The organism is Capnocytophaga endodontalis (genome assembly GCF_002209445.1).
Taxonomy (GTDB): Bacteria; Bacteroidota; Bacteroidia; order Flavobacteriales; family Flavobacteriaceae; genus Capnocytophaga; species Capnocytophaga periodontitidis.
In genome coordinates this window covers 1,121,255-1,141,616 of record NZ_CP022022.1, presented here as the reverse complement: position 1 = coordinate 1,141,616, position 20,362 = coordinate 1,121,255, and the positions used below count along the sequence as shown (strand labels likewise).

The window sequence follows — 20,362 nt, the reverse complement described above, 5'->3', positions numbered from 1 at the left end:
GAATTTTAAATTAATAATGAGAATTATTTACTTAATCATAATCCTTTCTATACTACCAAATTGAGTTCACGGGGTGGAGGTGGGAGAGTCATAGATTCACCGGTGCCTTGTGATTTGCCGCCCATTTCTATAGATGAACTTACCCATTTGAAAAAGGTAGTGAGCATATTGGCATCGGTGGTATCGAGTTTTACCACATCGGGGGTGAGTTCTTGGAGGTAGGACACTTCGGCTTTTGGTCCTGCGGCACAACCTACAATCACACCAAAATCTAAGGCTTTTACTTTAGGAATATATTCACGATACTTCTGTATATCGGAAGGTTTGCCATCGGTAAAGATAAATAAAAGCGGTTTCCAGTCGCCTTTTTGCTGCGCTGAACCTCTGATGAGTTCAGTTTTTACCAAATCACACACCATTTCAAGAGCTTCACCTGTGTGAGTGGGTCCACTTTCGGGACATTTGATTTCGATAGGCTGAAAAGAAGCTAAATCTATCAGCGGGATGATATTGCGCACTTCACGGTCGAAAGTAATGACACTCAAATAGAGGGAATCCATTGCTTGAGGGTCGTTGCGTAGCATATTGATGAGCCCATAGAAGCCGTTGTTGAGGGCTTGGATAGGTTCACCGCTCATTGAGCCTGAAGTGTCTAAAAGAAAATAAGCTAAGAGTCGTCTGTTCATCGTTAGGAAACAATTACTAATTCACTTGGTGGAGGAGGGAGTTGGTCTTTTTTGGTAAGGTCGATACCTGTTTCTTCTACTTTGGTAGAGGTAGTGGCAATAGAGGCAGATACCCATTGGAAAAATTTGCCAATGCTATCGGCATCGGTATTGCTAAGGCGTACTACTTGGTCGGCTATTTCCTTGAGCACTTTATCGTCGGCGTTATTACCAGCGGCACATCCCACTATCAATCCTTTTTTTACGGCTTTGAGTTTTTGGAATCCCGTTTGCCAATCGTCGGTAGGGACACCATCGGTCATAATAAAAACGATAGGTTTCCAGTCGCCTTTTTGTTCGAGAGTTGTTTTGGTAACTTCATTTTCCAATTTATCGGCGAGGAGGCTTAGAGCTGCACCGAGAGCTGTTGTGCCAGCAGCTTTAAGGTCTACCGTTTGGAAAGAAGCTAAATCGGTAAGAGGGATAAGTTGTTTAGCATCGGAATCGAAAGTGATGATGCTCACAAAAGCGGTTTCGATAGCCTGAGGGTTTTGGCGCAGTGAGTGCACCATCATCTGCACGCCATTTTTCACTGCCTCTATAGGTTCGCCGGTCATTGATCCGGAAGTATCTAAGAGGAGGTATACGGGAAGTCGTCTCATTGTATTACATATTTTAAGAGATTGTTCAAAAAGATTTTTGTACGAGCGTTTGCAATGGGCGTTTGCAAAACGCCCCTACATAGCATACTTCAAAAGCTATTGATAATCAGATTCATAGACTTTGTCAAAGTTTTGGGACTTTGACAAAGTTTATGATACAAAAGCTTTTAGATTAGATTATAAATAGCTTTGAACAATACGGTGAATGGTTTGACCAAGGAAAGAATCGTCGACAGGATCACCGATAGCATCAAATTTCCATTCGCCATTTCTCTTGTAGAGTTTCGCCAAAATAAGAGCGCGTTTACCAGCGTAAGCAGGTTCGGCAGCTACGTTGTAAGAGGCAAATACAGAGTTTACACGCTGTGGTGTTCCTTCGAACATACGAATTTTAGCATAAGGGATTTGTGAAAAGTCTTCTTTACCTACGTTGTTGAGGAAGAAGAAAATTTTAGATACATTAGGAGCTACACGATCTAAGTTTACAGTGATAATTTCGTTATCAAGACCATCGTCACCTCCTTTATCGCCTTGCAAATCGTCACCAGTGTGGTGAAGAGCGCCGTCATTGGAATCTAATTTTCCTTTAGGAATCCCAAATTGTTGTAAGATTTGAGGGTTATACAAAGGAGAATAGAGGTGGTCGCACACATTGTTATTGTCGTCGATGAGGATACAACTAAGGTCTAAATCGACATCTTGTTTGTTTTTCATCAAACCAAAGAGAGCTTTAGTTTCGATAGCGCCCCAGTTCACTCCAATACAGAAGTTTTGTAGCTTTTCGCCAGATTCTTTGCGAAGGTCGATTTTTTGACCTTTTTGTAGATTGATTGCCATAAATTTAATTTATTTATCAATTAGCAGATTTGCCAATTGAGAGGTTTATAATTCAGTTAATTGTATTTGTTGAGATAATCTTCCAAACCGCCTTTCATACCCATACCTACAGCTTCGAACTTCCATTCGCCATTGCGTTTGTAGATACGACCGAACTCTACGGCTGTTTCGATAGAGAAATCCTCTTCTAATTCGTATTTTAGCATTTCTTGATTGGTAACCGAATCGAAAATGCGAATGAATGAATTGCGTACCTGCCCGAAGTTTTGACCGCGTTGAGCAGCCTCGTGAATAGTTACCACGATGCAGATTTCGGCTGCATTAGGTTCTATTTTAGAGAGGTCGACAAGGATTTGCTCGTCGTCGCCTTCGCCTGCTCCTGTACGGTTGTCGCCGGTGTGCACTACTGCTTCATTAGGTGATTTGAGATTGTTGTAGAACACGAAGTGGCTATCTGACAACAATTTTTTGTTTTCGCCTAAGATAAATACCGAGGTGTCTAAATCGAAATCAGTACCTGTAGTAGAGCTGTTCGTATCCCAACCCAGACCTACAGTAAATTTAGGAGCATTGATGCTCTCTCTTTGTCCTTTTTGTAAGTTGATTGCCATAAAATTAATTTATTAATTAGTCAATTAGCAAATTTGCTAATTGGGGTGTTACTTGTTTAGGTTTAAATCAAGCATAGAGGTGAGGATGTTTTTTTCTTCCTCTATATTCAATTGTTCATCAGTAAGGTTGTTGTTGTCGATGGTTTCACGGTACTTTGCCAAAAGTTCTTTTATATCCTCGGGGAAACTGTTACGTATCTCTTTGCGTTTTTCTTCTAAGTCTCTTATTTTGCGTTCCAATTCCCCCACTAACGAATGACCATTACTCACGTTTTTTTCGCGATTCAGTTGGTGCTTGAAGGCATCTTTTAGCAAATAGAAGCCATTGGTTTGCAGATTCCAAATAAACTCATCATCGGAGCCGAGGATTCTAAACAGCTCGAAGAGTTGGAAATCTACATTGAAACCACACTTAAAACGCACTTTGAAGTTTTTGCTCGCCAAACGGGAGAGCAATAGGCGCTCGATACTCAGCCCTTCCAAGGTGTAGAGTTTCGTTCCTGGCACTACTAATAGGTGTGTGATATCATCGTCGTCGCGAAAATATTCCTCGGCATAGAGGTTAGGGAAACTGCGGATAGCCGTGAGATTGTAAGGCTTGTAACTACCTGTGAGGGTACTATAAGCGGCTTGAAACACCGCCGATACCTCAGCCTCGTGATACCGCTGGTCGGTTTCAAAACGGTTTTCGGCTTTGCCTTGGCGTGCCAGCTGAGCAATATAATCCTGATGGGCTGTAATTTCAGTATCAATATTGATGATGGCAGCTTCTTTTTGCTTTTTGAGTTTGGTGAGTAGCTCGATAAGGCTATCGGTATACTGCAAGTGGAACAGTTCCAACTTGTTCACATCTAAGGCTTCGGCATTTTTTTCAAAAAATGAATGGATAATCTCGGTACGTACCACTATACCTACCAAGTCGGGTTGTTTGAAAAAATTCTCTAATATTTTAAGTTTTTGCAACCTCCGTTTGCTATCATTCAGTATTTTTGTTTCTGTTCCCAAGTGTTATGACTTTCTGTTTTGCAATTGGTTTTTAAGGGTTGTTTCTAAGTTTTGCAATTCGTTGTCCAACAAGCGGCGACTTTGCTCTCCTTGTTGTTGGATTTGTTTTACCTCGTTGAGGGTGTTGATGAGTGAAGTGGTAGTTTCACGCAAGGTATCGATAGACACAATTGTTTGTTCATTAGCACGAGCGACATTCACTGTATTCTGTTGGAGACGCTGAGCGTTTTTGCGCAAAATTTCTTCGGTGGTTTGCGATACGCGTTGTTGTACCTCAATATGTTGTTGCTGACGGTGTAAAGCTACAGCCAGCGTAAGTTGGTTTTTCCAAACAGGCAAAGTAGTAGTGAGGATGGTTTGTGCTTTTTCGGCTATAGACACGTTGTTGTTCTGTATCAATCGGATTTGAGGTAACGATTGCAACATAATGAAACGCACGACTTTCAAATCGGCTAAACGGCGGTCTAAGCGGTTGGCGAAGTCGCGTTTATCGGAAATTTGATAATCTTGATACGCATCGGGGTTTGCTTCCATCAGAGCGAGTTCTTGTTTGGTTTTCTCGTAACGCAAACTACCTGCAATGATGTACTCTTCAATCTTTTTAATGGCATCGACATTGCTACCAAAAATGGTTTGCAACACCGCGTTATCTTTAGTAGAATTGATGATACCTGCATTCACCTTATTAGAAATATCGGTGATGTTGTTCACTATTTTGTCGTATTTGGCAAAAATATTATCTACTGTAGTTACCATACGCCCCAAGAGCGGTATTTTGCGCAAGAATTTTTTAAAGCTATTACCTTCGAGTTCATCTACATCTACATAGTTGAGTTCTATGAGCAATTTATTGATGAGCTCGCCTACCTCACCAGCATTAGAGCGGCGTACATTGTTTAAAAAACTATCACTTTGTGAAGCCAATGTATTTTGTAACTCAGCACCAAAGTTGATTACCGAGTTAGGGTTTGTTTCCTCTATATTGGCAGCGATGAGTTCGTACTTAGAGGTATCGGCAGGTGTAAGGTTTTGAAGGGTTACATTGCCGTTCTTATCGATTACTTGAGCGTTTGTATCGAGTGCTTGTAGTTCTAAAGTTTGTTCCATAATGTTTAAGATATTTTGATGTGAGTTATTAAAAACTCGCACGAATTTCACAAATGAATTATTAATTAACGTGAGTTCGGCGTAAGTAATTATTAAACAATCAGTAAAAAATATTTTTAATTTCCCACGAATTACACGAATTTTCACGAAATTGGGAGTGCATAAAAGTCTTTATTTTTTTATTATCTCACGAATTTTCACCTGACGGTGAATTGTTTAGATTGTCAAGACAATGAACTTTGCCAAAGGTCGTAGCACGACGAGCAATTAAAACTTTGGCAAAGTGTAGCGACACAAATATTAAGGACTTTTACAAAGTGTTGTTAAGTTATTTAATGATTTCGCCTTTGTAGTATTTAGAAAGGAAAAATGCTAAATCTTCTTTGTAGCCAATGCCTGAGGCTTCAAATTTCCATTTGCCATTGTGTTTATAGAGACGACCAAATTCTACAGCCGTTTCTATAGAAAAATCTTCGCCTAATTCGTATTTAGCTACCTCTTCACCGTTGGCGTTATCGACGATGCGGATGTACGAATTGCGCACTTGTCCGTAGTTTTGTTTGCGGTTGAGTGCATCGTGAATGGTTACCACGAAAAGAATTTCGGTTACTCGTGGATCTACTTTAGCGAGGTCTACTTGTATACTCTCGTCGTCGCCATCGGCACTGTTCCCTCCTGTAGGGTCGTCGCCTGTGTGGTGGAGGGCACCATCGGGAGAATCGGTATTGCCATAGAACACAAAGAAAGATTCAGAAGGGATAAGGCACTGTGCATCTATCATAAAAGCAGAGGCATCTAAATCGAAATCGTAGCCAGTACCCTCGTTAGGGTCCCAGCCTAATCCTATAGTTAAATTTTGTAGACCAATGTCTATACGTTGTCCTTTTTGTAAGTTGATTGCCATAAAAATAATTTATTAATTAGTCAATTAGCAGATTAGCCAATTGAAGAGTTTGTTATTTTATTAATTAATACGGTGCAAAGATAATAATAATTAGGTAATTTGCAAATTTGAGAATTAGCGAATTACGAGAGTCCCGTGATGATGCCCTCGTCATCTATATCCATACCTTCGGCGGCAGGTACACTGGGGAGTCCCGGCATACGCACCGTATCGCCCAAGATTGGGATTACAAAGCCCGCCCCTGAGGCAAACTCAAACTCTCGCACGGTTACCTCAAAATCGGTAGGACGGGCGAGTTTCTTCTCGTCATCACTGAGCGATTTAGGGGTTTTGACTATACAAATAGGCATTTTATCAAAGCCTAATGTTTTGATTTGCTTTAACTGACTTACGGCTTTACTATTGTAATTCACCTTGCTCGCTCCGTAAATCTTAGTAGCTACTGCTGTTATTTTTTCTTCTATACTCGCTTCATTGCTGTATAGCGGACTAAAATGACTCTCACCACTTTGGGCTATAGTAACCACCGCGTGGGCGAGCTCTTCAGTACCTTTACCTCCTTCACTAAACCCTTTGCTCACAATAGCTTGTACTCCTTTTTGAACACATACTTCTTTTACATAGGCGATTTCCTCCTCACTATCGTTAGGGAAATAGTTAATCGCTACTACTGCTTTGAGACCAAAAAGTTGCACATTCTCGATATGTTTTTCCAAATTGGCAATACCGAGTTTCACTTTTTGCAAGGAAGGAGTGTTGTACTCTTCTTTTTTAGCCCCTCCGTGATGACGCAAGGCGCGAATCGTTGCTACAATCACCACTGCATCGGGAGCTAATCCTGCTGAAGTACATTTGATATTGAGGAATTTCTCAGCCCCAAGGTCAGCGCCAAAACCTGCTTCGGTAATCACGTAGTCACCCAACGATAGTCCCATTTTGGTAGCCAATACAGTGTTCGTACCTTGTGCAATGCTGGCAAACGGACCGCCGTGCAAGATAGCGGGATTGTTTTCAAGCGTTTGCACGAGGTTAGGTTTGATAGCTTCTTTGAGCAGTAACGCCATTGCCCCTACCACGTTTAAATCGCGGGCAAATACGGGGGTGCCGTCAAACTTTTTGCCTACATAGATGTTACCAATGCGCCTTTTTAGGTCAGAAAAACTTTCGGCAAGACATAGTATTGCCATAATCTCAGAAGCAGGAGTGATGTTAAAACCGTCTTCGCGAGGTACTCCGTGAGTAGCACCGCCTAAACCTACCACTATATGGCGTAGTGCACGGTCGTTCATATCCATTACGCGTTTCCAAACTACGGTGCGTGGGTCGATGCCAATAGAGTGTGTTTTACTTTGGATATTATTATCAATGACAGCCGCCAATAGGTTGTTAGCCTTCTCAATAGCCGAAAAGTCGCCCGTAAAGTGCAAGTTGATGTCCTCCATAGGCACCACTTGTGAGTATCCTCCACCAGCAGCCCCTCCTTTAATACCAAAAACAGGCCCTAACGACGGTTCACGCAGTACGGCAATTGCTTTTTTGCCTATTTTGTTAAGTCCTTCCGTCAGACCAATGCTCACCGTGGTCTTGCCCTCACCAGCAGGGGTAGGGGTAATAGCCGTAACGAGCACCAACTTACTGTTTTTCATCTTCTCAGCGTCGATGAGGTGCAACGGTAGTTTAGCCTTGTATTTCCCGTAAGGGTCGAGGTCGTCCTCACTGATGTTTAATTTTTTAGCTACCTCTCTGATAGGGAGCATCTGTGCCTTTTGGGCGATTTCTAAGTCGGTCATAAACAATTGATAATTTTGTGGAGTGGTTTTATTTTATTGACAATTCTTTGGTAAATTGCAAAAGATGTTGTACTTTTGTACCCGAAGATGAGTTAAAGTCATAGACTCGCTGGGCTAATAACCTAGAAGCGTTATCGGGCGTGTTGAGTAAGGATTTTAACTCATCTTCTATTATCTTCTCTTCTGATTTAACACTATTATACATACTTTTTAACCGTAATTTATTATTTTTACTACCAAATACTTCAATAATTACAACCGTATTATCTTCATTCTTTTTCAAAAATAAATAAGTTTCAGCTTGATGTTTTTCTATATGTCCTAATGAAATAAGTTTATCAGGTTTATCCAAAACATCTACAATAAGAGAAATGTCTGTATCTGTGAGTGGTTTCCCTTGCTGTGGAGCCTTCTCATTTTTACCATATGTCAGATATTGATTGTAACACCACCATAGCATCTGGTGTAAGTTCTGCAATAAGGTAGTCTTTAGAAATTATCTTGTTTTGTTTTACACTAAACGTGTTTAAACTTTTTTTAGGAACTTGGAGATAAAACCTAATAGAAGCATTCCAATCCAAGTTACATCAAGATACTCGTATCTCATTATCAAAACTTTATATCCAATCAATAAAAATATTGTAGCCAAATCAAAATTACTTTTAAATCCTCTTTTTCCTACACTTAAAAAGGGAATAATCCAATTATTTATTGTATTTTTGCACAAAGTTCCTGAATTTTGGTGTTCTTTTTTTTTCAAACACAAAATTACTAATTTTCGGGAACTTTTATTTTATTATAGGAAAAAGTTTAAACAGCTTCATTTTTTAAAAGTTATTTGGCTATGGGGTGGTCGGCAGGGGCATTATTACAGTCTTTCACACATTCTCCTTTTTGGTTTATATAGAACCATTTGTTATTTAGCTTTACTTGTGCTAATCCTTCTTCTGAAAATCCTTCTGCATAATCATACTTTATAGGAATCACTTCTTTGCCTGTTTTATCTATAAAGCCATATTTATCATTCAATTTTACTTTAGCTAATCCTTCTGAAGGACTTTCAGCATCATCATACTTTATAGGAATCACTTCTTTACCTGTTTTATCTATAAAACCCCATTTGTTATTTAGACTTACGGCTGCTAATCCTTCTGAAAAATACCAAACATCATCATACTTTATAGGAATCACTTCTTTACCTGTTTTATCTATAAAACCATATTTTCCATTCAAACTCACGCTTGCTAATCCTTCTGAAAAACTACTCGCATCATCATACTTTATAGGAGTCACTTCTTTACCTGTTTTATCTATAAAAACCCATTTGTTATTTAGCAGAACGTTTGCTAATCCTTCTGAAAAACTATATACATCATCATACTTTATAGGAATCGCTTCTTTACCTGTTTTATCTATAGAACCCCATTTGTTATTTAGCCTAACGTTTGCTAATCCTTCTGAAAAATCCCAAACATAATCATACTTTATAGGAATCACTTCTTTACCTGTTTTATCTATAAAACCATATCTATAATTCAAACTCACGCTTGCTAATCCTTCTGAAAAACTTTTTGCATCATCATACTTTATAGGAGTCACTTCTTTACCTGTTTTATCTATAAAATCCCATTTACCATTAAATTTCACAGTAGCTAAACCTTCTGAAAAACTATATGCATTATCATACTTTATAGGAGTCACTTCTTTACCTGTTTTATCTATAAAACCATATTTTTTATCTAATATTACTAAAGCTAATCCTTCTGAAAATCTATCTGCATAATCATACTTTATAGGAATAACTTCTTTACCTGTTTTATCTATATAACCCCATTTGTTATTTAGCCTAACGTTTGCTAATCCTTCTGAAAAACCCCAAGCATAATCATACTTTATAGGAATAACTTCTTTACCTGTTTTATCTATAAAACCATATTTTTTATCCAATTTTACCATTGCTAATCCTTCATAATATTCATCTTTCCAAGCGTACTTCTTTGTTTGTTGCACAGGCTGGGCAGACGGCTCTTTTTTTACCTTTTCTTCAGGTAGCAGACCTTGCGCATAGGTTAGGGTAGCAGTTAGTAATAGAGTGTAAAGTAATATATTTTTCATGTTTGTAATATTTTTAAAAATTATTTGGCTATGGGGTGTCCTGCTGGGGCTTCATCACAAAACTCTGCACACTCACCTTTCTTGTTTATTTCAAACCATCTATCAAGTTTAGTGGGGCGAACTAAAGCTACTCCTCCTGAGAAACTTTTTGCATCAAAATATCTTGTAGGAATAACCTCTCTCCCTATTTTATCAATAAACGTGTTTAAACTTTTTTGAGGAACTTGGAGATAAACCCTAATAAAAGCATTCCAATCCAAGTTACATCAAGATACTCGTATCTCATTATCAAACCTTTATATCCGTCAAGCCAACCATTTGCTTGTCCAATTTTAAACCTATTTTTGTACAATTCTTCATCAAAATAAACATCTGGTTGCTCTCCATTTCGGGGATTAGGTTTAATGTTTGCTATAATTTCTTTGTTTTCTAAAAACTCTCTAAGAGATTTGCTATCAAATCCTGCATCAGCATTGAGAAATAGATCTTTGTGTTCTATTCCTGCTTCTTCTAATAAAGCTAAGATTTCTTTTAGTACTTCTTCTATTTCATATAAGTCATTGTGATTTACAGCTTTAGGACTCCCCATTGCTATCATTTACCCTTTATTATCACACAAAAAAATGCTATTTGTGGTTACGGATTTTTTTCTTGCTTGATAGCCTGTAGATTCTCCTTTTTGCCGACAACGTGTATGACTACCATCCAATTGAACGCAAGACATATCTAATTTTCTTTTCTTCTTGCTTAATAGATTCAACCATACTCGCTGAAAGCTACCATCTTTACTTTCCTACACTTAAAAAGGGAATAATCCAATTATTTATTGTATTTTTGCACAAAGTTCCTGAATTTTGGTGTTCTTTTTTTTTCAAACACAAAATTACTAATTTTCGGGAACTTTTATTTTATTATAGGAAAAAGTTTAAACAGCTTCACTATCAAATAAATACATTATAAAGTCTTTGACTTTATCTTTTAAAGATTTCATTTTTTTGGTTTGTTTAATTTTGTGCGACAAAAGTAGTGTTTTTAGTTGGATTTTCCAAACACAATACAAGTAGGTTTATCTATCTCAATCTCTTCTGGCGTTTCAGTCAGTTCTCCAGTTGCTTGATTACGCTCAAAAACCTGAATTTTATTATCATCTCGGCAAGCTACTAAAAGGTATTTTCCATTGGGAGTAATAGCAAAATTGCGAGGGTGAATACCCGTGAGTTGGTAGCCTATTTTGGTTAAAGTACCTTTCTCAGGGTCGATAGCAAAAATTGCAATACCATCTTTCTTTAATCGGTGAGAGGTGTACAGAAAACGCCCATCGGGGCTGATATGTATATCGGCACTACCACGCCCGCCACCTTCATCAGCCATTATACGCTGTACTTCTTTCAGTTTGCCTTTGCGATAGCTGAGCACCACACATTCACCTCCTAATTCGTTGATAAGATAGGCAAAACGACCGTCTTTACTAAAAGTAAGATGGCGAGGGCCTTGTCCGTCACTCACCTCATAAGCTACTCGCTGAGCGGTCAGTACCTCAGCGTTTTTACGTGCTTTCTTGTTGTAACGAAAACGATACACGCGGTCGTTGCCCAAATCAGTTGCTAATATATACTTTTTATCAGGAGTAGGAATAATGCAGTGGATATGTGCTACGCGCTTGGGTGTCTTTCCTACAAAAGCAATATGTTGTGTCTCTGCTTTTAATTTACCTTCTGCATCCAGCGAGAAAACACTGATGTCGCCCCCTGTATAATTTGCTGTGATGACGTATTTACCGTCGGTTACGATATGGCAGGGGTCAGCTCCTGCTCGAGGCAAGGATTCTTTAGGAGCCGTAGGCAGGAATATAGGATTGCTTAGCTGTACTTTATCTTCACTCACATCAAAAGAATAGGCTCCTTGTCGCCCGTCGTTATACTCGCTTACGGCATATAGGCGTTTTTCATCGGGCGATAAGGTTACAAAAGAAGGATTCCGAGCAGAGGCACTGCTCAGCAGTTCAAAAGTACCGTTCTCCTGATTGAAATGATAGGTGTAGATCCCTTTAGAATTACTCTCTTCGGTATAAGTGCCTATATACATCATCAAGTTATTATCTTGGGCAAAGGTGATGAATGTTAATAGTGCAAAGACTATAGTCAAAAACGTTTGTAATTTCTTCATAAGTTTTAATTTTGTGTGCTATTAAAAAATTGTATGGTGTGCTCTATTTGTTTCTTGAGGGTAGTTACTTCCTCTTCTGCTATAAAGCTGAGATATTCTTTAAACAAAGCAGAATGGTAGTCAAATTGCTTCTTTTTCCACTGCGAAGTAGCTAAAATCAATTCAATGGCTAATATTTCTTCTATATTCTTTACTACTTGTTCGCATTTGATAGCCGAACTACCTCCCATTCCTTTAATATCTATTGTTTTTTCAAATAAAATCGGACTTTCGATGCTCGCAGGAATGGAAAGACGACGATTTTCATTCAATATTCCTTCTATAATACGCTGGAAAATAGGGTAATCTATTTCAGTTTCTATCTCTTTGCCGATATTTGAAAGCAAGTAGAACACACGCCGTTCACTGATATTGCCCAAGCTGGTGAGGGTAATCGCCAAAAAGTCCATTGCCAAGGTGAGGGGCAGGGTATGTGAGTTGCCTCCAAAGATAATTTCTTGGGTCTCAGGGAAGAGAATAGGGTTATCGGTAACTGAGTTCATCTCGGTTTTAATCACCTTGCGAATGGCTGCAATCGACTCGCGAACAGCTCCGTGTATTTGAGGAATAGAGCAAAAAGCTTCGGGCATAGATGAGAAGGCTTGCGGTTGTGCAGCGAGGGTACTATCTTTTAATAGGGTGCGCAGGTGCTGAGCCGTTTCCACAAGTCCCTTATGGGGGCGTACTACTTGCATAGCCTCCGAAAATGCCGAGAGGTTACCACCAAAGGCTTGGGTAGAAACCGATGATACAAAGTCTGCCCACTGGATGATTTTCAGCGATTTACTAAGGTTGTAGATGCCATAAGCAGTGGTGAGCTGAGTGCCGTTGAGCAAGGCATCGGCTTCGCGCATTTCCAAGGATAGAGGTTGCCAACCGTATTTAGCTTCCAGCTCTTGAGCTGAATAGATTTTGTTGTGTATACACACTTCGCCTTCACCAAAGAGCGGTAAAGCGAGGTGTGCCAGAGCAATGCGTTCATCGGGGATATCTTTAGAATACACCACCGGAAAGACCTCTTGATTATAAAAGTCGATGAGGCGTTGCACCAAAGCCAATCGCACCCCACTATAGCCATAGGAAAACGATTGTATTTTGAGAAAGAGCATCAGTTTGACAATCTCATTGGGGATACGCTCGCCTATACCACAAGCATAGTGGCGCAACAATGATATAGAGCCCACTGAAAGTCGGTTTAGAATTTCAGGGGCTTTTTTACAATAATCGCTGAGGAAGCGGTGGCACGTTTCGATATTAATCACCGCCTCTTCCGAGAGTTTTAGTTGTGTATCGCCTTCTACAATTGCAATAAGCTGTTCTAAAAGAAGGACTTCGTTAGAAATATAGTGTTCCATATTAGGAGGTAGGGGTTAGGGGGTTAAAAACGAGCTACTTTACCATATATAGTCGCCCTTTTATAGATAACAATTGATATTGTAGCAGTTTGTTGCTATACAGATCTACTTTTTCAAACTTTTCGAGTTCTTCATTGCCTTTGGTAAGGTAATAAGTAGGGGTTTTTAGAGCAACACCTTCAGATGTCAACGTATAAGTATCAACTTTAAAGGAGATAGAAGCATTGTTTAAACGCAGTTGCATAAATAGCTTTCCTTCTCCCCCTTTATCAAGAGTTTCTTCTATCAAAAAATACTGAGGTAATATCTTACGGCGTGTATAAGTGCTTTGAAAGTCACTATAATAAAAATCGTCAGCACCCAATTTCATAAAAAGAGGGAATATAGAAGTCCTATCAAAAAGAGTATTTTGAAAAGAGTAAATGTAATTAGTAGAACAAATATAATGAGGCATCCCGTCTTGAATAAACACTACAATACTCTCATAATTAAAAGTAGTATAGTACTTTTGATTATCGGGGCGCCATTCTATGTTTCTAACTCCTATTTTATAACAAGTAGGCGTGGGTAGATGGTTTTTGGATATATAAGTTCTCACATCGTTTTCTTTCCAAAAATCAGTACCCTCAATGGCTTTCATCGGACGAAATTCGGGGTTGCCATCTATAGCCCAAGTACTGTAAGAAAGTGTATAAGTATCAATGATATACTTGTCTTTGATATGAAACTCTCGTTTCTGTTTCTCGGCTGTATTGAGAGGCAAACTGTCAATTATTTTTCCTGAAGTATCAAATTTAAAAAAATAAAACGAAGTATTTGATTTATTATAAAGTGTTACTAACTGATATTGATCGTTGAAGAACTTTTTCTTAAGCGAATACCCTCCTCTTTCATAAAGCGGAGTAATTGTCTTTTTACCTTGTGTAAGCTCTTTTGATGAAAGTTCAGGGTAGTTTTTGAGATTTTTAGGAAGGAACTGCTGTGATTGCCATACTGTATAAGATTCTTCTATTTCGTCTTTGTGATAAGTATAAAGCATTGTTAATACTGTAAGACAAACACTTACCCAAAATATTTTTTTGACAGACTTATAATAGAAACTATAATAACAAAGCAGCCCTAAAACAAAAATTATAGGTGTAAATAACAGAAGTACATCAATAATTCTTAAGGATAAGGAAGACCCTAACCCGCAAATAATAGAAAGCACTATAAAGCCGATGCCCGTTAAAATCGCTAAAAATATATTAGGTTTCTTCATTTGTCGTTAGTTTTTAGATGGTTTCACGTTTCCTTAATACTGCATACAAAAACACAAAAAACGCCAAAAAATACGCAATTCGGGCGATGTAATCACCCATTTGCACATAGAAAGTTACTTCATCGTTTAGAGCAATAGTACCTTTCAAACTGCCTTGAGTACCATAAGGAAGTGTTTTGAGCACCTCTCCCCTACCGTTGATAAATGCCGAAATCCCCGTGTTAGCACTGCGGGCTACACTCCGGCGGGTTTCAATGGCGCGCAAACGGGTGTAGCTGAGGAGTTGCTTGTGCCCTTGTGTGTTACGCCACCACGCATCGTTAGTAAGGATAGCCAAAAAGTTAGCCCCTTTCTTGATATAGCCCGTCACAAACTCACCGTAAATCGTTTCGTAACAGATGATAGGTGCTGCCTTGCCCTCGGTGTCTACCCCTGCGAAAGCTGTGCGCTCAGGTTGGGTAGTTTTCAGCGCTACCGTACCGCCAAGATTGATGAGCGTTTCGCCCAATATAGGTTTTAGTATATTTTGATACGGAAAATTCTCGACAGCTACTACCAATTTACTCTTGTGATAGAGTGGCATTTTGGGATTGCGATTGAGCAAGAAAGCCGAATTGTAATCGTTGTACCAAATACCATAATTAGAGAGGTAGTTGCTTTGAGAAGTAGTATGTGCTTCATCTCTCACAAACTCAATCATTGCAGTGCCTCCTACCCAATTGAGTTTAGGATAGCGCGCTACAGAAGTGCGCAACCTATCTATCTCTGGGGTATATGATAATTCGTTCAGTTTGATATTCTCAGCAAAGACCGTTTCGGGGGTAAGGACGAAATTTACTTTATCATCTAATTTATCAGCGGTGAGTTGCAACAACAGATTGCTTACTTCTTGATTAGAAAGTGCATATTTCTCGGCATAAGGGTCGATATTAGGTTGCAAGACTATCACATCAACTGTTTTCTTGCCTGTTTCACTATAATTGAGGTATTGAAAATACGAAATCACTATAGGCACAGCAAAAAAGAGCATTGCCAAGCCCACTTTTTGAGCAAGAACTTTGCGGTTTTTAGTCGTAAGATAGTTTTCGACAGCCAAAAATAAGATGATATTCACAATCCACACCCATAAAGAGCCCCCAAAAGTACCCGTATATTCGTACCATTGTATCCACGTAATTTGTTCGGAGAAAACGTTACCTAAATTCAGCCAAGGCCAAGAAACTTCCCACGTGAGGTGGAATTTCTCAAACGAAAGCCATATTACAACTAAGAAGATGAGCGATACCTTGCGGTTCATTCGTTTGGCAACAATATGATAGAGGAAGAAAGTAAGGGTCATTAGTAGCGTATTTGCTAAAATAGCGAAAATTGCCCCTATTTGGGTAGAATACCATATCCACCAAGTAGTAGGAATATTCCAAGTGAGGAATGCTAAATAAGAGAGCGCAAACACTTTGCGTTTGGTATGGCGATAGTTGCGACGGATGCGCGCTTCCATCAGCAGTAAAGGAACAAAGCCAATGAATATCAAGATAGTAATTCCATAGGTTACCCACGCACTTGCGAGTAAAGCCCCTGAAAGTAGGGCAAGGAGTATGTTTTTCTTCATAATGATGAATAACGAATAACGAGGCGAAGATACAACTATTTTAAAAAATACACAAAAAAATTTTCGTATATTACTTTTTCTTACTTATTTTGCGGACTGTTATAAAAAATAAATAAAAATGGACAATTCACAAAACAATTTTCAGAACTATTTCCAACCTCAGCAGCAGCAACACTACAGCAACGACAATCCGATGGTAACCACCTTAAGTATAATAGGATTAGTGTTAGCAATTCTTACCGTTGCTATCGCTTTCATCCCTTGTTTTGGAGCTTTCGCTTTTTTCATTGGGGTTATTAGTCTTATTATTTCGTGCATAGGGCTTTATTTAGCCTATAAAAATCAAGTAAACAAAGATATGCTCATAGCAGCTTTAGTAATTTCCTTAGTAGGAACTATCATCTCTGGTGTACAACTTTTTACACTTAAAGCTATGGGAGATGCTATTATCGAAAATTCTCAAAGAATACAAAACGACAGCTTAGATACTGATTCTTCTTATAACAGAGATTACGACGACGATTAACATTGAAACTCACTAATTCACATAAGTACCTATTAGTAAATAGTATATTAATAGCATTATTTTTTTGGGGAATACTATATCTAAAATATTTTCCTGCCAAAATACAATGCTATTACAAATCTCATTACGGTTTTGAGTGCCCTACTTGTGGGCTTACACGTGATTTTTCACAATTTCTCTCCTTAGATTTTCACTCCCCTCTCAACCCTGCTTCCTATTATTACTTTACAGCTTTTGCATTAATTTTCGTCACTCGCATTCTTCACAGTTTAATTGTATATCGCAAGCCTCATCAGCTGAAAAGTATTATTTTTTTAGATGGTGTAGTATTAGTATTTTCTATTTTTGTAGTAGTTTTAGGATTTTTATAGTATTGGCGATGAATTGTATAATTTGCTAATTAACAAATTATTCTTATTTTTGTCGCCAAAATTATTATTAGAATGAATACATATCAAAAAAACAACACTTTTGAAGCTCAGCGCCCTCAAAGTGTAAAAAAAACCATCATCAACCTCTTAGGAGTGATTACCCTCGTTTTGGCAATTTTTGTACTTATCGCTTCTTTTATTCCTATAATTGGTGAAATTGCTTTTATAGGAGGTGCCGTAGTAATTCTGTTGGCAGCCATTGGTTTGTACTTTGCAGCTATATATGGTATAGGTAAAGCCTTACTCATTGCAGCGCTATCACTTTCTATGGCTGGCACAGGCATCTCAATTAAAAAGTTTATCGATTATAACGAGGCACACGCTTCCGAAATACACTCAGGTGGTTCGAGTGGTGGTCACCATCACAGCTGGGGCGATGATGATTAACTAATGTCTCAAATTCGCTAATTATATCTATCTTTGCACTTTAATCATTTTAAATAACTATGGCAGAAAAACACCATTACAAAGGACTTACCGATGCGCAAGTTCTTGAAAGTCGTGCCAAACACGGCGAAAACTCACTCTCATCAGTAGAGGGTGAACCTCTTTGGAAGCAATTCTTAGAGAAATTTACTGACCCTATTATCATTATTCTGCTGGTAGCCCTCGTCTTCTCATTTGGGGTATCTACCTATGAATTTACAGTACACAATACGGGTATCCACGCCTTTTTAGAGCCTGTAGGTATCCTCTTTGCCGTACTTTTGGCTACTGGAGTGGCTTTCTATTTTGAACAGAAAGCCAATAAACAATTTGAAATCCTCAATCAAGTAAACGACGATATCTACTATAAAGTTATTCGCAATGAGCGTATTACCCAAGTGCTCAAAAAAGATATCGTAGTAGGTGATGTGGTTATCTTAGAAACAGGGGAAGAGATACCTGCCGATGGAGAACTCCTTGAAGCAGTATCGTTGCACGTGAACGAATCGACGCTCACTGGAGAGCCTATGGTACACAAAACTACTAACCCTGCCGATTTTGAAGCCGAAGCTACTTACCCCTCTAACTACATCTGTCGCGGGACTTCAGTATCCGATGGACATTGTATTTTTGAGGTGAAAAAAGTGGGTGATGCTACCGAATACGGCAAAGTGTTTGAAGGTGTACAAATAGACAATAGCGTAAAAACCCCGCTCAACGAGCAATTAGACCATTTGGCAGGAATGATTACCAAAATCAGTTATGCCATTGCTGCTTTGGTGATTGTAGGTCGCCTTATCGTGTATTTCACCAGTGCTGACCATAGTTTAGACACAATCGACTGGGTATCGTTTGGAGGTTACCTACTCAACACCGTGATGATTGCCATTACCGTAGTAGTAGTTGCCGTGCCCGAAGGCTTGCCAATGAGTGTTACCCTCAGTTTGGCATATAGTATGCGCAGTATGATGGCTACTAATAATCTCGTGCGCAAGATGCACGCTTGTGAAACGATGGGAGCTACTACCGTGATTTGTACTGACAAAACGGGTACGCTCACCCAAAACCAAATGACCATCTACGAAACTTTTTTCAACGCGGGTATTGATGAGAAACTCATAGCCGAATCTATGGCGGTAAACTCTACCGCTTATCTTGATTTCACCGATAAAGATAAACCCAGCGTATTGGGTAACCCTACCGAAGGAGCCCTCCTCTTGTGGCTCTATGGCAAAGGCATTAACTACTTGCCAATACGCGAAGAGAGCGAAGTATTACAACAACTCACCTTCTCTACCGAACGCAAGTATATGGCTACTTTGGTACAATCGCCTACACTTGGCAAGCCCATGTTGTACGTAAAAGGAGCTCCTGAAATAGTAATGACTTTCTGCCACGAAGGCGGTAAATTCCTTTCAGATATTTCACAAGCCGATTTTGAGGCTAAACTTTTGCAATACCAAAACCAAGCGATGCGTACTATCGGTTTTGGGTATAAAGTGATTGACGACCCTAAAGCGATTATCTCAGAAAACGGAAAGCTCGTAGTAAACGGCTTGCACTTTATAGGTATCACTGCTATTTCTGACCCCGTACGCCCTGATGTACCTGCTTCTATTGAAGAGTGTATGCACGCAGGCATTCAGGTGAAGATTGTAACCGGAGATACCCCTGGTACCGCAAGAGAAATCGCTCGCCAAATACGTTTGTGGGACGATACTTGCACCGATCGCAACCAAATTACTGGTGTAGAGTTTGCTGCAATGAGCGATACCGAACTTTTAGACCGCATAGGCGACCTACGTGTGATTTCGCGTGCACGTCCGCTTGACAAAGCACGCTTAGTAAACTTACTCCAACAAAAAGGTGAAGTAGTAGCCGTAACAGGAGATGGTACTAACGATGCTCCAGCCCTCAAAGCCGCACAAGTAGGTCTTTCAATGGGTGATGGAACCTCAGTAGCTAAAGAAGCCTCAGATATCACCATTTTGGACAACTCATTCAGCAGTATTGGTAAAGCCGTAATGTGGGGACGCTCGCTCTATTTGAACATTCAGCGTTTTATCCTCTTCCAGATGACTATCAACGTAGCGGCGTGTATCATCGTACTTATTGGGGCTTTCTTAGGGGTAGAATCACCGCTTACTGTAACCCAAATGCTTTGGGTGAACCTTATAATGGATACCTTTGCTGCTTTGGCGTTGGCATCATTGCCACCGAGCAACCGCGTGATGAACGACAAACCTCGTGCGCGTGGCGCTAATATCATCAGCTCTCCGATGGCAAAAGGCATCTTTGGGGTAGGAGGATTCTTTGTATTGTTGCTCTTTGGTTTTATTCAGTACTTTAAGAATGAAAATATAGAGAGTCTCACCGACTTCTCAATTACTGATTATTTCAGTCATTTCTTCCATTTTGGAGCTCCCGAAGGCAATTTATCAGCTTATGAACTTTCCTTGTTCTTCTCCATATTTGTATTCTTGCAATTCTGGAATATGTTCAATGCCAAAGCTTACCGTACTGGTAAGAGCGCATTCAACAACCTCGGTAAGAGTCAAGGATTTATGCTCATCGCCTTAGCCATTGTATTAGGACAGGTGTTCATCACTACTTTTGGTGGACAGATGTTCAATGTAACGCCTCTCAAATTGGTAGACTGGGCAATTATCATTGGTGCTACCAGTGTAGTACTTTGGGTAGGAGAAATCCTTCGCTTAGGTAAGAGATAAGAGGTAAGAAGTAAAAAATAAGAAAAACACAATAGCTAATCATTTTAGTTATTGTGCTTTTTTGTATTGCAAAGTTTGCTAATTAAAATAATAGCATTATCTTTGTGAAGTTTTTTGATGATAA

General features: G+C 39.3%; 19 protein-coding genes. 4 read left to right on the top strand and 15 right to left on the bottom strand.

The genetic code is table 11. From position 1 onward, the window contains the following. Positions 1 to 47: 47 nt before the first annotated feature. The 15 genes from CBG49_RS05390 to lnt form a co-directional block, all read right to left on the bottom strand. Entirely contained in the window at positions 48 to 686 is a 639-nt protein-coding gene (locus CBG49_RS05390; RefSeq protein WP_034555552.1) for a vWA domain-containing protein, read from the bottom strand. A gap of 2 nt (positions 687 to 688) precedes the next feature. Next, positions 689 to 1,327: a vWA domain-containing protein gene (locus tag CBG49_RS05385; RefSeq protein WP_088593690.1), complete on the bottom strand. Its 639-nt coding sequence runs from the start codon at positions 1,325 to 1,327 to the stop codon at positions 689 to 691. A gap of 177 nt (positions 1,328 to 1,504) precedes the next feature. Next, positions 1,505 to 2,164, bottom strand: a complete 660-nt coding sequence (locus tag CBG49_RS05380) for a TerD family protein (RefSeq protein WP_088593689.1) — start codon at positions 2,162 to 2,164, stop codon at positions 1,505 to 1,507. A gap of 56 nt (positions 2,165 to 2,220) precedes the next feature. Next, entirely contained in the window at positions 2,221 to 2,775 is a 555-nt protein-coding gene (locus tag CBG49_RS05375) for a TerD family protein (protein ID WP_088593688.1), read from the bottom strand. Positions 2,776 to 2,823: 48 nt separating this feature from the next. After that, on the bottom strand, positions 2,824 to 3,780 hold the full coding sequence (locus tag CBG49_RS05370; protein ID WP_088593687.1) for a hypothetical protein: 957 nt from the start codon (positions 3,778 to 3,780) through the stop codon (positions 2,824 to 2,826). Positions 3,781 to 3,783: 3 nt separating this feature from the next. Beyond that, positions 3,784 to 4,887: a toxic anion resistance protein gene (locus CBG49_RS05365; protein WP_088593686.1), complete on the bottom strand. Its 1,104-nt coding sequence runs from the start codon at positions 4,885 to 4,887 to the stop codon at positions 3,784 to 3,786. A 328-nt stretch (positions 4,888 to 5,215) separates the two neighbouring features. Continuing rightward, on the bottom strand, positions 5,216 to 5,791 hold the full coding sequence (locus CBG49_RS05360; protein ID WP_088593685.1) for a TerD family protein: 576 nt from the start codon (positions 5,789 to 5,791) through the stop codon (positions 5,216 to 5,218). A 122-nt stretch (positions 5,792 to 5,913) separates the two neighbouring features. After that, positions 5,914 to 7,581: a formate--tetrahydrofolate ligase gene (locus tag CBG49_RS05355; RefSeq protein WP_088593684.1), complete on the bottom strand. Its 1,668-nt coding sequence runs from the start codon at positions 7,579 to 7,581 to the stop codon at positions 5,914 to 5,916. A gap of 28 nt (positions 7,582 to 7,609) precedes the next feature. Continuing rightward, on the bottom strand, positions 7,610 to 8,041 hold the full coding sequence (locus CBG49_RS05350; protein WP_227002964.1) for a PBECR3 domain-containing polyvalent protein: 432 nt from the start codon (positions 8,039 to 8,041) through the stop codon (positions 7,610 to 7,612). Positions 8,042 to 8,415: 374 nt separating this feature from the next. Then, the gene (locus CBG49_RS05340; RefSeq protein WP_088593682.1) at positions 8,416 to 9,696 is read right to left on the bottom strand and encodes a WG repeat-containing protein; all 1,281 of its coding nucleotides are present in this window, start codon (positions 9,694 to 9,696) and stop codon (positions 8,416 to 8,418) included. Positions 9,697 to 9,901: 205 nt separating this feature from the next. Continuing rightward, positions 9,902 to 10,294 (bottom strand): transposase, encoded by a 393-nt coding sequence (locus CBG49_RS16045; protein WP_088593680.1) that lies wholly within the window; start codon positions 10,292 to 10,294, stop codon positions 9,902 to 9,904. A gap of 434 nt (positions 10,295 to 10,728) precedes the next feature. Then, positions 10,729 to 11,862 (bottom strand): lactonase family protein, encoded by a 1,134-nt coding sequence (locus CBG49_RS05320; protein WP_088593679.1) that lies wholly within the window; start codon positions 11,860 to 11,862, stop codon positions 10,729 to 10,731. A 5-nt stretch (positions 11,863 to 11,867) separates the two neighbouring features. Beyond that, positions 11,868 to 13,256 carry an aromatic amino acid ammonia-lyase gene (locus tag CBG49_RS05315; protein ID WP_088593678.1) on the bottom strand — a complete coding sequence of 463 codons (1,389 nt, stop codon included), beginning with the start codon at positions 13,254 to 13,256 and terminating at the stop codon, positions 11,868 to 11,870. 34 nt (positions 13,257 to 13,290) lie between these two features. Beyond that, entirely contained in the window at positions 13,291 to 14,295 is a 1,005-nt protein-coding gene (locus CBG49_RS05310; protein WP_227002963.1) for a hypothetical protein, read from the bottom strand. A 235-nt stretch (positions 14,296 to 14,530) separates the two neighbouring features. Next, positions 14,531 to 16,126: an apolipoprotein N-acyltransferase gene (gene lnt / locus CBG49_RS05305; RefSeq protein ID WP_088593676.1), complete on the bottom strand. Its 1,596-nt coding sequence runs from the start codon at positions 16,124 to 16,126 to the stop codon at positions 14,531 to 14,533. A 118-nt stretch (positions 16,127 to 16,244) separates the two neighbouring features. On the opposite strand from lnt, the gene CBG49_RS05300 reads away from it, so the two are divergent. The 4 genes from CBG49_RS05300 to CBG49_RS05285 all read left to right on the top strand — a co-directional run bounded on the left by CBG49_RS05300 (position 16,245) and on the right by CBG49_RS05285 (position 20,238). Continuing rightward, positions 16,245 to 16,652 (top strand): hypothetical protein, encoded by a 408-nt coding sequence (locus CBG49_RS05300; protein WP_009413189.1) that lies wholly within the window; start codon positions 16,245 to 16,247, stop codon positions 16,650 to 16,652. Positions 16,653 to 16,654: 2 nt separating this feature from the next. Continuing rightward, a complete protein-coding gene (locus CBG49_RS05295; RefSeq protein WP_088593675.1) occupies positions 16,655 to 17,023 on the top strand; it encodes a DUF2752 domain-containing protein in 369 nt (122 codons plus the stop codon). 72 nt (positions 17,024 to 17,095) lie between these two features. Beyond that, positions 17,096 to 17,470 (top strand): hypothetical protein, encoded by a 375-nt coding sequence (locus CBG49_RS05290; protein ID WP_088593674.1) that lies wholly within the window; start codon positions 17,096 to 17,098, stop codon positions 17,468 to 17,470. 59 nt (positions 17,471 to 17,529) lie between these two features. Further along, positions 17,530 to 20,238 (top strand): calcium-translocating P-type ATPase, PMCA-type, encoded by a 2,709-nt coding sequence (locus tag CBG49_RS05285; RefSeq protein ID WP_088593673.1) that lies wholly within the window; start codon positions 17,530 to 17,532, stop codon positions 20,236 to 20,238. Positions 20,239 to 20,362: the final 124 nt, after the last annotated feature.

Bases quoted from the DNA above. Each gene is read 5' to 3' on its own strand.
- CBG49_RS05390 (WP_034555552.1), bottom strand. From the start codon at position 686: ATGAACAGACGACTCTTAGCTTATTTTCTTTTAGACACTTCAGGCTCA.
- CBG49_RS05385 (WP_088593690.1), bottom strand. From the start codon at position 1,327: ATGAGACGACTTCCCGTATACCTCCTCTTAGATACTTCCGGATCAATG.
- CBG49_RS05380 (WP_088593689.1), bottom strand. From the start codon at position 2,164: ATGGCAATCAATCTACAAAAAGGTCAAAAAATCGACCTTCGCAAAGAA.
- CBG49_RS05375 (WP_088593688.1), bottom strand. From the start codon at position 2,775: ATGGCAATCAACTTACAAAAAGGACAAAGAGAGAGCATCAATGCTCCT.
- CBG49_RS05365 (WP_088593686.1), bottom strand. From the start codon at position 4,887: ATGGAACAAACTTTAGAACTACAAGCACTCGATACAAACGCTCAAGTA.
- CBG49_RS05360 (WP_088593685.1), bottom strand. From the start codon at position 5,791: ATGGCAATCAACTTACAAAAAGGACAACGTATAGACATTGGTCTACAA.
- CBG49_RS05355 (WP_088593684.1), bottom strand. From the start codon at position 7,581: ATGACCGACTTAGAAATCGCCCAAAAGGCACAGATGCTCCCTATCAGA.
- CBG49_RS05350 (WP_227002964.1), bottom strand. From the start codon at position 8,041: ATGCTATGGTGGTGTTACAATCAATATCTGACATATGGTAAAAATGAG.
- CBG49_RS05340 (WP_088593682.1), bottom strand. From the start codon at position 9,696: ATGAAAAATATATTACTTTACACTCTATTACTAACTGCTACCCTAACC.
- CBG49_RS16045 (WP_088593680.1), bottom strand. From the start codon at position 10,294: ATGATAGCAATGGGGAGTCCTAAAGCTGTAAATCACAATGACTTATAT.
- CBG49_RS05320 (WP_088593679.1), bottom strand. From the start codon at position 11,862: ATGAAGAAATTACAAACGTTTTTGACTATAGTCTTTGCACTATTAACA.
- CBG49_RS05315 (WP_088593678.1), bottom strand. From the start codon at position 13,256: ATGGAACACTATATTTCTAACGAAGTCCTTCTTTTAGAACAGCTTATT.
- CBG49_RS05310 (WP_227002963.1), bottom strand. From the start codon at position 14,295: ATGCTTTATACTTATCACAAAGACGAAATAGAAGAATCTTATACAGTA.
- lnt (WP_088593676.1), bottom strand. From the start codon at position 16,126: ATGAAGAAAAACATACTCCTTGCCCTACTTTCAGGGGCTTTACTCGCA.
- CBG49_RS05300 (WP_009413189.1), top strand. From the start codon at position 16,245: ATGGACAATTCACAAAACAATTTTCAGAACTATTTCCAACCTCAGCAG.
- CBG49_RS05290 (WP_088593674.1), top strand. From the start codon at position 17,096: ATGAATACATATCAAAAAAACAACACTTTTGAAGCTCAGCGCCCTCAA.
- CBG49_RS05285 (WP_088593673.1), top strand. From the start codon at position 17,530: ATGGCAGAAAAACACCATTACAAAGGACTTACCGATGCGCAAGTTCTT.